The sequence below is a fragment of the Azorhizobium oxalatiphilum genome (assembly GCF_014635325.1).
Classification (GTDB): Bacteria; Pseudomonadota; Alphaproteobacteria; order Rhizobiales; family Xanthobacteraceae; genus Azorhizobium; species Azorhizobium oxalatiphilum.
The window spans coordinates 399,975-414,784 of sequence record NZ_BMCT01000001.1 but is presented as its reverse complement, the minus strand read 5'-3'; the positions used below and the strand labels follow the sequence as shown (position 1 = coordinate 414,784).

Annotated in this window: 15 protein-coding genes; all 15 read left to right on the top strand. The window is 64.7% G+C overall.

Features of this window, described 5'->3' with window-relative positions; genetic code table 11:
- Nucleotides 1–42: 42 nt before the first annotated feature.
- The 15 genes from flgB to IEW24_RS01835 all read left to right on the top strand — a co-directional run bounded on the left by flgB (nucleotide 43) and on the right by IEW24_RS01835 (nucleotide 14,808).
- Nucleotides 43–426 (top strand): flagellar basal body rod protein FlgB, encoded by a 384-nt coding sequence (gene flgB, locus IEW24_RS01905; protein WP_188574894.1) that lies wholly within the window; start codon nucleotides 43–45, stop codon nucleotides 424–426.
- Between the two features lie 2 nt (nucleotides 427–428).
- Entirely contained in the window at nucleotides 429–848 is a 420-nt protein-coding gene (flgC, locus tag IEW24_RS01900; protein ID WP_188577249.1) for a flagellar basal body rod protein FlgC, read from the top strand.
- Nucleotides 845–1,177, top strand: coding sequence for a flagellar hook-basal body complex protein FliE (gene fliE, locus IEW24_RS01895; protein ID WP_188574892.1), 333 nt, complete (start codon nucleotides 845–847; stop codon nucleotides 1,175–1,177). Before flgC ends, fliE begins: the two co-directional genes overlap by 4 nt.
- Before the next feature lie 12 nt (nucleotides 1,178–1,189).
- Nucleotides 1,190–1,978, top strand: a complete 789-nt coding sequence (flgG, locus tag IEW24_RS01890; RefSeq protein ID WP_188574890.1) for a flagellar basal-body rod protein FlgG — start codon at nucleotides 1,190–1,192, stop codon at nucleotides 1,976–1,978.
- A 44-nt stretch (nucleotides 1,979–2,022) separates the two neighbouring features.
- Nucleotides 2,023–2,595 carry a flagellar basal body P-ring formation chaperone FlgA gene (gene flgA / locus IEW24_RS01885; protein ID WP_188574888.1) on the top strand — a complete coding sequence of 191 codons (573 nt, stop codon included), beginning with the start codon at nucleotides 2,023–2,025 and terminating at the stop codon, nucleotides 2,593–2,595.
- Entirely contained in the window at nucleotides 2,592–3,692 is a 1,101-nt protein-coding gene (gene flgI, locus IEW24_RS01880) for a flagellar basal body P-ring protein FlgI (protein ID WP_188574886.1), read from the top strand. The genes flgA and flgI overlap by 4 nt, the downstream gene beginning before the upstream one ends.
- A gap of 363 nt (nucleotides 3,693–4,055) precedes the next feature.
- Nucleotides 4,056–4,745: a MotE family protein gene (locus tag IEW24_RS01875; protein WP_188574884.1), complete on the top strand. Its 690-nt coding sequence runs from the start codon at nucleotides 4,056–4,058 to the stop codon at nucleotides 4,743–4,745.
- A complete protein-coding gene (gene flgH / locus IEW24_RS01870) occupies nucleotides 4,745–5,464 on the top strand; it encodes a flagellar basal body L-ring protein FlgH (RefSeq protein ID WP_188574881.1) in 720 nt (239 codons plus the stop codon). The genes IEW24_RS01875 and flgH overlap by 1 nt, the downstream gene beginning before the upstream one ends.
- Nucleotides 5,465–5,482: 18 nt before the next feature.
- Nucleotides 5,483–6,019 carry a flagellar basal body-associated FliL family protein gene (locus IEW24_RS01865; RefSeq protein WP_188574880.1) on the top strand — a complete coding sequence of 179 codons (537 nt, stop codon included), beginning with the start codon at nucleotides 5,483–5,485 and terminating at the stop codon, nucleotides 6,017–6,019.
- On the top strand, nucleotides 6,016–6,927 hold the full coding sequence (locus IEW24_RS01860; protein ID WP_188574878.1) for an EscR/YscR/HrcR family type III secretion system export apparatus protein: 912 nt from the start codon (nucleotides 6,016–6,018) through the stop codon (nucleotides 6,925–6,927). The genes IEW24_RS01865 and IEW24_RS01860 overlap by 4 nt, the downstream gene beginning before the upstream one ends.
- A gap of 370 nt (nucleotides 6,928–7,297) precedes the next feature.
- The gene (locus IEW24_RS01855) at nucleotides 7,298–8,356 is read left to right on the top strand and encodes a flagellin N-terminal helical domain-containing protein (protein ID WP_188574876.1); all 1,059 of its coding nucleotides are present in this window, start codon (nucleotides 7,298–7,300) and stop codon (nucleotides 8,354–8,356) included.
- A gap of 810 nt (nucleotides 8,357–9,166) precedes the next feature.
- Complete coding sequence (locus IEW24_RS01850; protein ID WP_188574874.1) at nucleotides 9,167–10,222, top strand: flagellin N-terminal helical domain-containing protein; 1,056 nt, start codon at nucleotides 9,167–9,169, stop codon at nucleotides 10,220–10,222.
- Between the two features lie 733 nt (nucleotides 10,223–10,955).
- Nucleotides 10,956–12,011 carry a flagellin N-terminal helical domain-containing protein gene (locus IEW24_RS01845; protein WP_188574870.1) on the top strand — a complete coding sequence of 352 codons (1,056 nt, stop codon included), beginning with the start codon at nucleotides 10,956–10,958 and terminating at the stop codon, nucleotides 12,009–12,011.
- A 419-nt stretch (nucleotides 12,012–12,430) separates the two neighbouring features.
- Nucleotides 12,431–14,116: a flagellar basal-body MS-ring/collar protein FliF gene (gene fliF, locus IEW24_RS01840; RefSeq protein ID WP_188574869.1), complete on the top strand. Its 1,686-nt coding sequence runs from the start codon at nucleotides 12,431–12,433 to the stop codon at nucleotides 14,114–14,116.
- Complete coding sequence (locus IEW24_RS01835; protein WP_188574867.1) at nucleotides 14,113–14,808, top strand: hypothetical protein; 696 nt, start codon at nucleotides 14,113–14,115, stop codon at nucleotides 14,806–14,808. Before fliF ends, IEW24_RS01835 begins: the two co-directional genes overlap by 4 nt.
- The last annotated feature ends 2 nt before the right edge of the window (nucleotides 14,809–14,810 follow it).

The following is a 14,810-nucleotide window of genomic DNA, read 5'->3' as shown; positions in this document are numbered from 1 at the left end:
TTTGCCTCATAAGCTGCGCCCGAGATGATCCAGGAGGACCCGTTGGATCCGTTGTACCTGTTCGACCTTGCCTCGCGTCAGACCCAGTGGGCGTCTGTCCGGCAGGCCACCATCACGGGCAATATCGCCAACGCCAATACGCCCGGCTATCAGGCCCGGGACGTCGAGCCTTTCTCGGCGGTCATGAACCAGACCCGCCTGACCATGCAGAAGACCAGCGAAGGGCATATCGATGTTCCCTTCGCCGGTGCCCAGACCACAAAGAACGGCACCAAGGACAGCTGGGAAGTCACCGCCTCCGGCAACTCGGTCAATCTCGATCAGGAGATGCTGAAGGCTGCGGAAGTGAACAAGGCCTTCACCCTCAACACCAACATCGTGCGCTCCTTCCACCGCATGATGATGACCAGCGTGAGGAATACCTGATGATCGACCCCCTCAAGGCAGCCGGCCAGATCGCGGGCAGCGGCCTGCAGGCACAGGCCACGCGCATGCGGGTGGTGTCCGAGAATCTCGCCAATTCGCGCTCCACCGGAACGACGCCCGGCGCCGATCCCTATTCCCGCAAGACCGTCCAGTTCGAGGCCGAACTCGACCGCACCATCGGCTCCTCCAGCGTGAAGCTGAAGGCCACGGGCGTCGACAAGAGCCCCTTCATCCAGGAATACGATCCCGGCAATCCGGCGGCCGATTCCAAGGGCATGGTCAAGCTGCCCAACGTGAACATGATGGTTGAACTCGCCGACATGCGCGAAGCCAGCCGCACCTACGAAGCCAATCTCCAGATGATCAAGCAGACCCGTTCCATGGGGGCCATGCTGCTCGATCTGTTGAGGTCGCAGTCATGATCGAAAGCATCACTTCGCTCGCTTCGAGCGTCCGCACGCCCAATTCTCTGACCACCAACCGCCTCAACACGTCGGAGACTTCCGGCGTGCCGTCGCTGGGTGGCGTCAAGGAACCCGACTTCTCCGAAGTCCTCGCCTCCGTCTCGTCGGAAGCCATCGGCACCCTGCGCAAGGGTGAAGCGACGGCCATCTCCGGCATTCAGGGCAAGGCATCCGTCCAGCAGGTGGTCGAGGCGGTGATGTCCGCCGAGCAGACCCTGCAGACGGCCCTCGCGGTGCGCGACAAGGTTGTCGCCGCCTATCAAGAAGTCAGCCGTATGGCGATCTGAGGAGTCTGCATCATGAGAGCACTCGCTATCGCCGCAACCGGCATGAATGCGCAGCAGACCAATGTGGAAGTGATCGCGAACAACATCGCGAACATCAACACCACGGGCTTCAAGCGCGCGCGCGCCGAATTCGCCGACCTTCTGTACCAGACCGAGCGTCCGCAGGGCATTCCCAACGTGGACGGCGGCGAGGTGATTCCCGAGGGCGCCATGCTCGGCCTCGGCGTGCGCACGGTCGGCATCCGCAACCTGCATACCCAGGGCTCGCTGACCCAGACCGGCAATACGCTCGATATCGCGGTCAACGGACGCGGCCTGTTCGAGATCACCACGCCGGACGGCCAGACGGTCTATACCCGCGCGGGCTCGTTCAACCGCAGCGCCACCGGCCAGCTCGTCACCTCCGACGGCTACACGGTGAACCCGGCCATCCAGTTCCCGCAGAATGCGACCGATATCCAGATCAATGCCAGCGGGCAGGTCTACGCCAAGATCCCGAACCAGGCCAACCCGCAGCTGCTCGGCCAGCTGGTGCTGACCAACTTCGCGAACGAGAGCGGCCTCGAGCCGCTCGGCGGCAACCTCTATCGCGAGACGCAGGCCTCCGGCGCCCCGATCGGCGGCGTTGCCGGCGACGTGGGCTTCGGCACCATCCAGCAGGGCTATCTGGAGGCGTCCAACGTCGATCCGGTGAAGGAAATCACCGAGCTGATCGCCGCCCAGCGCGCCTATGAAATGAACTCCAAGGTGATCCAGGCCGCCGACGAAATGGCGAGCACGGTCTCCAAGGGCATCCGCTGACGGCGCCTGGCGCCGTCACCCCGCCATCGGACAAGAGAACCGCCATGCGCACGATCCTCGCCGCGCTCGCCGTCATGGCGGGCCTCGCCGCAGCGAGCCTGCCGGCCGCAGCCGCCGATAACGGCGGGCTCAGCATCGCCGCCCGCGTCGCCGCGGCGGAAGCGGCCGAGGCTGCGGCTCGTGGCAATGAGCCCCAGCAGGCGGCCCCGATCCCCCAGATCACCGGCAACTTCACGTTGCCGGTGCCGGTGGTGCCGATCTATCCCGGCGACACCATCAATGATTCCATGCTCACCGAGCGTGTGTTCACCACCAGCCCCACCGATCGCGTGGCGGTGGCCACCTCGCGGCAAGTGCTGATCGGCAAGATCGCGCGCCGCGGCCTGCCCGCCGGCGTCCCCATCGCCGTCAATTCCTATGGCGATCCGCAGGTGGTGAACCGCAACAGCCTCGCCCCCGTCGTGCTGCAGGAAGGTGGCCTGACCATCTCCGGCTTCGCCATGGCGCTGGAGAACGGCACGGTCGGCAACGTCATCCGCCTCAAGAACCTGGACTCCGGCCTCACCATCGCCGGCACCGTGCAGGCAGACGGCTCGGTTCGGATCAGCGCCCAATGATCGCCCGCATCCTTCTTGGCCTCGTCCTCGCGCTGTTCGCGAGCCAGGCGATGGCCCTCACGCGGATCAAGGACATCTCCTCCATCCAGGGGATCCGCGACAACCAGATCATCGGCTACGGCCTCGTCATGGGCCTCCAGGGCACCGGCGACACGCTGCGCAACTCGCCCTTCACCGAGCAGGCCCTCCAGGCCATGCTCGACCGCATGGGCATCAACGTGGTGGGCAACCCGCTGCGGGCGCGCAACACGGCGGCGGTGATCGTCACCGCCAACCTGCCGGCCTTCGCCGCCATCGGCTCGCGCATCGACGTGACCGTCTCCTCCATCGGCGATGCCACCTCGCTGAAGGGCGGCACGCTGCTGATCACGCAGCTCAACAATACCGACGGCATGACCTATGCGGTCGCGCAGGGCCAGCTCGCCGTGTCCGGCTTCAACGTGCAGGGCCAGGCCGAGACGCTGACGCAGGGCGTGCCCACCTCCGGCCGCATCCCCAACGGTGCGCTGGTGGAACGCCAGATCCCCGGTCAGTTGCGCGATCTCAACGAACTGATGTTCGACCTGACCAATCCCGACTTCAAGACCGCATCCCTGATGGCCGACGCCATCAATGCCTATACCAGGGCGCGCTACGGCAAGCCGCTGGCCCGCGAGCGCGATCTGCGCACCGTGGTGGTGCAGCGCCCGCCGCAGATCAATCCCGCCCGCTTCCTCGCCGAGATCGGCGAACTGGGCATCGAGGTGGACACCCCCGCCAAGGTGGTGGTGGACCAGCGCACCGGCACGGTCGTGATCGGCCGCAACGTGCAGATCTCCACCGTCGCCGTGACCCAGGGCAGCCTGACCGTGCGCGTGACCGAGACCCCGGTGGTGTCGCAGCCCAACCCCTTCTCCAATGGCGAGACCGTGGTTGTGCCCCGCACCGACATCCAGGCCGACGAGGCCGGCGGCCATCTGGCCGTGGTGCGCGGCACCGACCTGCAGACCCTCGTGCGCGGGCTGAACCGGCTGGGCCTCAAGCCCACGGACATCATCGCCATCCTGCAGGCCATCAAGACGTCCGGCGCCCTCCAGGCCGAGCTGGTGGTGCAGTAAAAAGGCGCCGCCACGCACGTCAGCGTGGCGCAAGCATCACCCGTTAACACAGACAATGTGTTTCGGGGCGTTGCTCCGGCCGGCACGGGCAGATGACTTCCCGCCTCCGGTTCGGACAGCCCCACTCCGGCGGACGTGTCGCTACCCGCGGCGCCCCGCCGGGGATTAGAGGAAGATGCCGATGTACCCCCTGGGCATTCGAGCGGCCATGATGGCTGCGCCGGGATCACGGGACCCCCGTGCCCTCCCGCCGGATCGCATCGATGGCCAGAACCTGCCGTCGTCCGCGATCGCCCTGTCCGGGCGCCTCATCGCATCATTCGCATTGTCGCTGTGCATGGAGGCTCCGTGATGTCCGCCCCAATGTCCCTGTGGCCCCTGATCGCCGTGTATGCGGTCGGCATCGCATCCGGTGCGTTGCTGGCGGGCGCCATCGCCTGGGTGCGCATCTGCGACCTCAAGCATGAGATTGCCCTGCTGCGGGCCGGCATCGCCGGCGCCATGCGCGCCCCGGCCCTGTCGCCCAGCGCCGCCCGCGTGTTCGGCACGCTGTCCTGCGCCGTGCTCGCCCTCATCGCCCTCGCGCCCAAGACCTTCGCCCAGCAGGCCGCGCCCGCTCCGGCCGCCGTGCAGGCCGCCGATCCGCGCGACGACAACGCCCTCGCCTATTGCCGCAACATCGCCAACGTGGCGGCGGATGCGCGCTTCGCCCGGCAGGCCGCCGCCCTCGCGGCCATGGAGAAGGAGCTGGAGCAGCGCATCGCCCAGCTCGAAGCCAAGCGCGCCGAATATCAGGACTGGCTGCAGCGCCGCGAGAACTTCCTCAAGAAGGCCGACGAATCGCTGATCGCCGTCATCTCGCAGATGCGCCCCGATGCGGCCGCCGCGCAGATCTCGGTGATGGCCGACGAGGCCGCCGCCGCGGTGCTGGCCAAGCTCAACCCGCGCTCGGCGAGCGCGATCCTGAACGAGATGGAACCGGCCCGCGCGGCCTCCCTCACCAACACTATGGTCGGCATCAGCCGGCGTGCCCAAGCGGAAGGACGTTCCTGATGAAGCCCGCCATTCTGGCAACGGCCGGCGCCCTGATGCTGGGCGCCTGCCAGACCAACCCCTACGACAGCCTGGCCTACGGCCCGACGCTGACGCCCGTGGGACAGGGCCTGGAAGCCAACCGCATGCCCGTGCCCGTGCCGTTCCAGAAGCCCAACGAGCGGACCTTCCGCTCCACCTGGGATCTGAACAGCAAGAGCCTCTACCGCGACGTGCGCGCCAGCCAGATCGGCGACGTGATCCGCGTGACGCTCTCCATCGACGACAAGGCCGAGGTGGACAACAACACCGACCGCTCGCGCACATCGTCCAGCAACCAGGGCATCACCGCCGCCCTCAACCTGTCCGGCCTCGGCAAGGGCGCGAATGTGGGCGCGGGTGATGCCAGCCTCGGCCTCAGCGGCGACACCAGCACCTCGGGCAAGGGCACCATCGACCGCTCGGAGAAGATCCGCCTGTCGCTGGCCGCCGTCGTCACCGAAGTCATGCCGAACGGCAATCTCGTGGTCAGCGGCTCGCAGGAGATCCTGATCAATTACGAGGTCCGCGTGCTCACCGTGGGCGGCATCGTCAACCCGCTGGACGTGTCCAGCGCCAACACCATCCCGTACGACAAGATCGCCGAAGCGCGCATCTCCTACGGCGGCCGCGGGCGTCTGAACGACGTGCAGCAGCCGGCCTGGGGGCAGCGCGTCTTCGACGCCGTGTCGCCTTACTGACGGGCCGTGGGGGGTCTCATGGCCAACGCAGCACTCGAAGACAACCCGCCGAAGAGGAAGGCGCTCGCCGGCCTCGTGTCGGCAGCCGCCGGCGGTTCCGCAGGCCGCGGCTCCGTCGCCCTCGCCCTGCTTCTCCTCACCGTTCTGGCTGTCGCCACCGGCGGCGGCCTCGGCATCCAGCTCGCCAATACGGTCGAGCGCGTGGTGACGCAGAAGGCCAAGGATGAGCCGGCGCCCAGCACGCCGCTGTTCTATGCCGGCAACACCATGATGCAGTCGCTGAAGCCTGTGGTGGTGAACCTCGCCTCCCCCGCCAACACCTGGGTGCGCGTGGAAGCCGCCTTCGTGTTCAAGAACGGCGCCCTGCCCAATCCGGCTCTCACCGAGTCGACCCTGCGCGAAGACCTGATGGCCTACCTGCGCACCCTCACCCTCAGCCAGCTTGAGGGCCCGAGCGCTCTCCAGCAGCTGCGCGAGGACATGAACGAGCGAGCCCGCGTACGCAGCGAGGGCCGGGTGGACGAACTGATCGTCGAAACGCTGGTAGTGCAATGACCCCATTCGCCAAGACGACCCCGGCCGAGGCGCACCGCCCGGCCGGAGGAGCGCGGCTGCGCGCCTTCCTGCGCCCTCTGCTCCTCGCCCTCATCGGCCTCACCGTCTCCGCCGGCCTCGTCTACGCCCAGACGACGACCACCAATCCGGGCAACGTGCAGCTGCCCTCGCTCGACGCCCTTCTGGGCGACAGCGGTGGCGCGGTGAGCGGGCGCATCATCCAGATGGTCGCGCTGCTGACCGTGCTGTCGATCGCGCCCGGCCTGCTGATCATGGTCACAAGCTTCACCCGCTTCGTGATCGCGTTGTCCTTCCTGCGCTCGGGCCTCGGCCTGCAGAGCACGCCGGCCAATCTGGTGCTGATCAGCCTGTCACTGTTCATGACCTTCTATGTGATGGGCCCGACCTTCGACCGCGCCTGGAACGAGGGCATCCGCCCGCTCACTGAGCGGCAGATCACCGAAGAGGAAGCCTACGGCCGCATCACCGAGCCGTTCCGGCAGTTCATGCTCTCGCAGGTGCGGCCCAAGGATCTGCGGCTGTTCGCGGACATCGCCGCCGCCACCGGCCGCCCTTCCGCCAACGACCCCGAGACGGCGCCGCAGACCCAGCCGAACTTCGTGCCCGGCACGCCGGAAGCCCAGAACGACCGGCCGGAACAGAAGATCGAACTGCGCATCCTGATCCCGGCCTTCATGATCTCCGAGCTGCGGCGCGGATTCGAGATCGGCTTCCTGATCATCCTGCCGTTTCTGATCATCGACATGATCGTGGCCACCCTCGTCATGTCCATGGGCATGATGATGATGTCGCCCGTGGTGCTGTCGCTGCCGTTCAAGATCCTGTTCTTCGTGCTGATCGACGGTTGGAACCTGCTCGTGAGCGGCCTGGTGCGCTCCTATATGTAGCCGCTCCGAAACCGGCGATTTCCCTTGCATGCAAAAGACCGCGCCCACCCCGGCGCGGTCTTTTGTCTTTGGGGAGGTACGAAGAAACATCCAGAAATTTCGAAAAATTTTTCTCGTTATTTTTCAAATAGATAAAACGGAAAACATAGCCAGCTCGGGGCAAAATCGCCGGCTAAGCTAAAAAATTGCAAGCTCTACGACAGCTTGCGCTGTATACTGGTTCCCATGACAGATTGACGTGCTCGATCAAGAGCGCTGGCGATCCCGAGGGATCCCCCGTCAAAGGCATGAAGCCGCTCTGCCATCTCCGGTATCCAGTCCGGAATGTCCCCCAAAATTCAGTCTTGTTCAAACTGAGGGACATACGACCATGACCAGCATCATCACCAACAATGCCGCTACCGTCGCTCTCGCGACCCTGCGTTCGATCAACAACGATCTGAACACCACCAACGACCGCGTCTCCACCGGTAAGAAGATCAACGGCGCTGCCGATGGTGCTGCTTACTGGAACATCTCCACCACCCTGACGTCGGACAACGGCGCTCTCGGCGCGGTGAAGGACGCGATCAACCTCGACCTGTCGTCGGTGAAGACCTCTTCGACTGGCCTCGACCAGATCCGCAAGAGCCTTCAGACGATGAAGGAAGCCCTCGTTAGCGCCCAGAGCGCCAACGCGGACCGCGCTTCGCTGCAGAAGAACATCGCCGCCGCCATCTCGGACATCTCCTCGGCCGCCTCGAGCGCCGTGGTGAACGACTCCAACTGGCTGTCGACCGACTCTTCCGCGGCCGGCTACAATGCCGACAAGAACCTGCTCGCGAACTTCTCGCGCTCGGATGGTGTGGTGACCGTCGGCACCGCGTCGCTCGACACCGGTGACTTCACCGTGTACGACGCCGCCACCAACGGCACCTCGACCGGCACGTCCACCACGATCGACAAGGCCGTGACCCTCGTGGCCACGACGGCTTCGGCCGGCACTGGCGCCCTCACCGTCTCCGTCGGCACGTCCGCCGGCGACCTGAAGGGCTTCATGGACACGACCTACGAGATCAGCGGCACGGTCGGCGGCGCCACGGTGACCGACTCGCTCTCGATCGCCGATATCGACATCTCTGCTCTCACCAGCAGCGAAGCCGATCTCGCCAAGATCGCCACCTACATGAAGATCATCGACGCCACGATCTCTGGCCTGAACAACGGCGCGACGGCCCTGGGCACCACCCAGACCCGCCTCGAGTCCCAGCAGTCCTTCGCTCAGTCGCTGATCGACATCAACACCTCCTCGATCGGTTCGCTGGTCGATGCGGACATGGAAGAAGAGTCCACGAAGCTGAAGGCCCTGCAGACCCAGCAGCAGCTGGCCGTGCAGTCGCTCTCGATCGCGAACTCCTCGACCTCCAACATCATGACCCTCTTCCGTTGATATCTGATCTATCGCGAGCTCGGGCCGCCTAGGCGGCCCGTAGTTCCCGCGGCAAGGCGGCGCCCGAATGGGCGGCGATGGGAAGGGTTCAACCAAGAGTTCCAGGTGTGGTGGGTATTTTCCACACCCGCCGGCGCGTAATCTGCCGGCACCCAACAGAGGCCGCGCCCCTTCCCGGGGCGCGGCTTTTTTTATTCAGCAGCGCTGGGAAACCCGAGGCCGCCGGACACCGGACACGGCCTTGCAGGCATACGGCCCTCCACGCATGCGGCCATGCCCGCGCCAGCCCATGGCAGCGCTGATTTTCCGCCACCATCCGGCATCCCGCACGCGCCGCAGGCCTTGATACGTCCGGAGCGCTCCGCACCCGGCACGCACGCCTGCCCCGCACGGATCCACACCCTGCCGCAGCCGCCGCGCAACACCACCGCATCGCGATAGAGCGACACGGGTGAAGTTCTGATTTTCATTTTGGATCAGAGACTTATCGGCACTTCCACCAACCCCTCCCGCACAACCTGAAAAACGCAAATGCCAACGCCCGCGCGTATCAGAAACACAAGCTTAAGCTCGGAAACATTGATTCGTATCTGGAAATACAAACGGTCAATTGGAAACAATTCGATTCAATAAACTTCGACTCTTATCGAAATTAATAGATACAGTTCATCACATGGCAGATTGACGGTTCGATTTAGAGCCACGAAGACTCTCACGATCTTCAGTCAAAGGCATGATGCCGCTCTGCCATCACCGGCCACCAGACCGGGATGTCCCCTTATATTCAGTTTTTCTGAGGGACATACGACCATGACCAGCATCATCACCAACAACGCCGCTACCGTTGCTCTCGCGACGCTGCGGTCCATCAACAACGACCTCAACACCACCAACGACCGCGTCTCCACCGGCAAGAAGATCAATTCTGCCGCCGATGGCGCCGCCTACTGGAACATCTCCACCACCCTGACGTCGGATAACGGCGCTCTCGGCGCGGTGAAGGATGCCATCAACCTCGACCTGTCGTCGGTGTCGACCAGCTCTGCCGGCCTGGATCAGATCTACACGAGCCTCCAGACCATCAAGGAAGCCCTGGTCAGCGCCCAGAGCGCCAGCGCCGACCGCGCTTCGCTCCAGAAGGACATCGCCGCCGCCATCTCCGACGTTGACTCCGCCGCTTCCAGCGCCGTGGTCAACGACTCGAACTGGCTGTCGACCGACTCCTCGGCGACCGGCTACAACGCCGAGAAGAGCCTCCTGGCCAACTTCTCGCGCAATGACGGCGTGGTCACGGTTGGCACCGCCGCTCTCGATACCGGTGACTTCACCGTGTACGACGCGGCCACCGCCAACACCTCGACCGGCAGCTCCTCCACCATCGACAAGGCCGTGACCCTCGTGGCCACGACGGCGTCGAAGGATGGCGACCTGACGGTCTCCGTCGGCACCAATGCCGGCGACCTGAAGGGCTTCATGGACACGACCTACGACATCAGCGGCACCGTTGACGGCGCCACTGTGTCCGAGTCGCTCTCCATCGCCGACATCGACATCTCGGAACTGACCGGCAGCGATGCCGATCTGGCCAAGATCGCCACCTACCTGAAGATCATCGACGCCACCATGTCGGGGATTGCCAGCGGCCAGACCTCTCTCGGCACCACCGAGACCCGTCTGGAGTCCCAGCAGACGTTTGCCCAGTCGCTGATCGACATCAACACCACCTCGATCGGCTCGCTGGTCGATGCGGACATGGAGGAAGAGTCCACCAAGCTGAAGGCCCTGCAGACCCAGCAGCAGCTGGCCGTGCAGTCGCTCTCGATCGCGAACTCCTCGACCTCCAACATCATGACTCTCTTCCAGTGAGTTCTGATGCATCGCGAGCCCGGGCCGCTTAGGCGGCCCGGAACTTCCGCAGCAAGGCGGCGCCCCGTTGGGTGGCGATGGCGAAGGTTCAACAAGGGGACCGACCGTGGTGGGTCTTTCCACGCCCGCCGGCGCGTATCCTGCCGGCACCGCGTACAGGCCGCACCCTTTTCCGGGTGCGGCCTTTTTATTGAGCAACGTTGGGCGGGTGAGCCCGACCCGCCCGTTCGAGGCTGATCGTCAGCACGGCCCGCGCGGATCAGGGCCTGCCTCCGGCCACCCCGCCCGCCACGGCATCGTATGTTCCGGGACAGATCAACAGCAGATGCCAGCTACCGCCCGGTGGCCGCTACCGCATCATCGACATTATGTCGCACTTTCCTCACACAGAGAGGCGCATAGCCAAGAATAGAGAATCACACTCAAAAATTGAATTTTTGAATCAAATATTTAATCATATTTATAGCTCGCTATTTTAAATTACGACGTCAGCTATGAAATAAAAAATCGTACGCAATATTTAAAATACCCCGAGACTCATCAAAAAAGCGCGAGACGGAATGAAAAACTCGTATATAGTTCAACCCATGACGGATTGACCGCTCAATTAGAGCATCGATGATCCCAACAAATCATCAGTCAAAGGCATGAAGCCGCTCCGTCATCTGCCGGTATTTAGACCGGAATGTCCCCCTAAAAATCAGTTTTATTTTCAACTGAGGGACATGCAACCATGACCAGCATCATCACCAACAATGCCGCCACCGTTGCTCTTGCGACGCTGCGGTCCATCAACAACGACCTCAACACCACCAATGACCGCGTCTCCACCGGTAAGAAGATCAACGGCGCTGCCGATGGTGCTGCTTACTGGAACATCTCCACCACCCTGACGTCGGATAACGGCGCTCTCGGCGCGGTGAAGGACGCGATCAACCTCGATCTGTCCTCGGTGAAGACCTCCTCCACCGGTATCGATCAGGTTCTCAACGCGCTGCAGACCATCAAGGAAGCCCTGGTCAGCGCCAAGTCTTCCAGCACCGATCGCGCGTCCTACCAGAAGGATATCGCGGCGGCCCTGTCGGACATCGAATCCGCTTCCAACAGCGCCGTGGTGAACGACTCCAACTGGCTGTCGGTCGACTCGTCCGCCGCCGGCTACAATGCCGAGAAGAGCCTCCTGGCCAACTTCTCGCGCAATGACGGCGTGGTGAGCGTCGGCACCGCCGATCTCGATACGGGCGCCTTCACCCTGTACGATGCCAAGACCAGCGGCACGTCCACGGGCAGCTCGTCCACCATCGACAAGGCTGTGACCCTCGTGGCCACGACGGCGTCCACCGATGCTGACCTCACGGTCACCGTCGCGACCGCCGCCGGCAGCCTCAAGGGCTTCATGGACACCGAGTACACGCTCAGCGGCACCATTGACGGCGCCACTGTGACCGAGACCCTGTCCATCTCCGACATCGACATCTCGGAACTGACCGGCAGCAAGGCCGATCTGGCCAAGATCGACAGCTACATGAAGCTCATCGACGCCACGATGGCTGGCATCCGGAGCGGCGCGGTCGCCCTCGGCACCACCGAGACCCGCCTCGAGTCCCAGCAGTCCTTCGCCCAGTCGCTGATCGACATCAACACCTCCTCGATCGGCTCGCTGATCGATGCGGACATGGAAGAAGAGTCCACGAAGCTGAAGGCCCTGCAGACCCAGCAGCAGCTGGCCGTGCAGTCGCTCTCGATCGCGAACTCCTCGACCTCCAACATCATGACCCTCTTTCGTTGATATCTGATCCATCGCGAGCCCGGGCCGCCTAGGCGGCCCGGAACTCCCGCAGCAAGGCGGCGCCCGGATGGGTGGCGATGGGGACGGTTCATCGAGAGGTTCCAGGTGTGGTGGCTACGCTCCACACCTGCCGGCCGGCGATCAGCCGGTGCGGTATCCAGCACAGGCCGCGCCCCACGGGGCGCGGTTTTTTTGTTTGCAACAGCCGTCCGATATCCGCTGCAAAGCCATACCGCACAAGGGGTCGCACCCCCACGGGATGTGGGATTTCGGTTCTGCAACGCCCGTGCAAGGTTGACCGGAGAGATTGCCGATGGAAGACGCGTTGAGCTCCCGTGGCTCTGCGCGCCATCTCCGTCCCGGGACCCTCGACCCCAGTCGGTTCCCCCCTGAAGGCAATTACCCAAGAGGCGTTGCGCATGAATGCCCGCGAGCAGCTTGAGCGGCTTCTGTCCAACCTTCGCCAGCTCGGCGCCCGCCGCCTGGTGGCTCTCGCGCTGATCGCGCTCACCGTGGTTTCGGTGATCGGTCTCGGCGCGATGTATCTGAGCCAGCCAGAGCGCGAACCCCTCTACACCAATCTCAGCCGCGACGACGTCGGCCGCATGGGCAGCGCCCTCAAGGACGCCAGCATCCCCTTCGACGTCTCCGCCGACGGCACCTCCATCCTCGTCGCCCATTCCGACACCGCGCGTGCCCGCATGCTGCTGGCGGTCAAGGGCCTGCCGCAGAGCTCCAACTCCGGCTACGAGCTGTTCAACGACGTCCGCTCCTTCGGCCTGACCTCCTTCATGCAGGAGATCACCAAGGTCCGCGCGCTGGAGGGCGAGATCGCCCGCACCATCCAGACCATGAACGGCATCAAGGCCGCCCGCGTGCACATCGTGCTGCCCGATCGCGGCTCGTTCCGCCGCGACCAGCAGTCGGCCTCCGCCTCCGTGGTCATCCGCACCGAGAATTCCGCCGACAGCTCCACCGCCCAGGCCATCCGCCACCTGGTGGCATCGGCCATCCCCGGCATGAAGATGGAGAATGTCACCGTCCTCAACACCGAGGGCGCCGTGCTCACCTCCAACGAGGACGGCACCAATGCCGGCTCGGGCAAGAAGGTGGCGCTGCAGGAGCAGGTGAACCGTGAGACGGAAGAGAAGATCCGCCGCACCCTCATTCCCTATCTCGGCATCGGCAACTTCGAGATCAGCGTCTCCTCGCGCCTCAACACCGATCGCTCCACCGTCCAGGAAACCACCTTCGACCCGGCCTCCAAGGCCGAGCGCTCGACCCGCGTGGTGCGTGAGCAGGGCCAGTCGCAGAACCGCTCCTCGCAGCCCAACACCACGGTGGCGCAGAACATCCCGCCGCCGCCGAACCAGCCCCAGCAGGGCGCCGAGAACAACGAGAACAACCAGCGCCGCGAGGAGCTGACCAATTTCGAACTGTCCTCGCGGACCACGCAGACCGTGCGCGACGCCTTCCAGATCCAGAACCTCTCCATCGCGGTTCTGGTGAACAAGGAACGCCTGACCGGCGCCAAGGATGCCCCGCCGCTGGAGACCCAGACCTACGAGATCGAGCAGCTCGTCTCCTCCGCTGCCGGCTTCGACAAGGATCGCGGCGACAAGCTCAAGGTCGTGGCCGTGCCCTTCGCCGATGGCGGCAACAACATGGAGCCGGTGCCGCCGCTCACCTGGTCCGAGCTGCTGTTCCGCCAGGCCGGAACGCTGGTCAATGCGCTGACCATCCTGGTTGTCGCCGTGCTGCTGATCTGGTTCGGCCTGCGGCCCGCCCTGCGCGCCATCCTGGCCCGTCCGGAGCCCGACGAGGCGGAAGCCATCGAGGCAGCCATGCTGGCGGCCCCGGCCAACGACCTGCCGCCCGATGTGGCCATGTCGCCGCAGGCGCTGCAGAACCCCGATACGCTCAATGGCGTGACCACGCTGCAGGGCTATACCGGCAGCGATGGTGGCCCGGTCAACCTGATCGGCGACGTCACCTCCAAGGTGAACCGTTCGCCCCAGCGTCGGCTTGAGCAGATTGTCGAGTATGACGAGGAGCAGGCTGCCGCGATCCTCCGGCAGTGGCTGCACCAGGAAACCAAGGCATGAGCGCCCTTCTTCTGAAGCAGCACATCGCCCAGTTCGGCGAGGCCGGCGGCAAGCCGACCCCCGCCCCTTCCGAATTCCACAGGCCCGGCGCCGTCGGGCCCATGAAGCCGCTCTACGAGCCCAAGCCCAAGGTTGAGGCCAAGCCCAAGGCCGACGGCACGCCTGCCCGCCCGGTCAAGGAAGCTCCGCCCGATCCGGCCGTGGTTCTGGCCGCCGCCGTGGAAGCCGCCAAGGCCGAAGCCCGCGAGGCCGCCCGCATCGAGTTCGAGGCCGAGCGCGCCCGCGATGCCGCCGCCTTCGAATCCCACCTTGAGCTGGTGCGCCAGCAATGGACCACCGAGAGCGCCACCGTTCTCGGCGAGAGCCTCAAGACCGCGCTGGCCGAGATGGAAGAGCGCATCGCCAATGCCACCGGCCGCCTGCTGCTGCCGTTCCTGGGCGAAGCCGTGCGCGCCAAGGCCACCGAGGATCTCATTGCCCAGATCGCCCGCCTGCTCTCGGACGCCCATGCGCCGATGCTGCGCATTGCCGGCCCGCAGGATCTGCTGGACCAGCTGCGCAATCGCTGCGGCGAAGCCGGCATCGAATTCGTGCCCACCACCGAGGTGGATGTGCGCGTGACCGCAAACGACACCATCATCGAGACCCAGCTGGGCGCCTGGAGCGCACGGCTGCGTGAAGCTTTGGCCTGAGG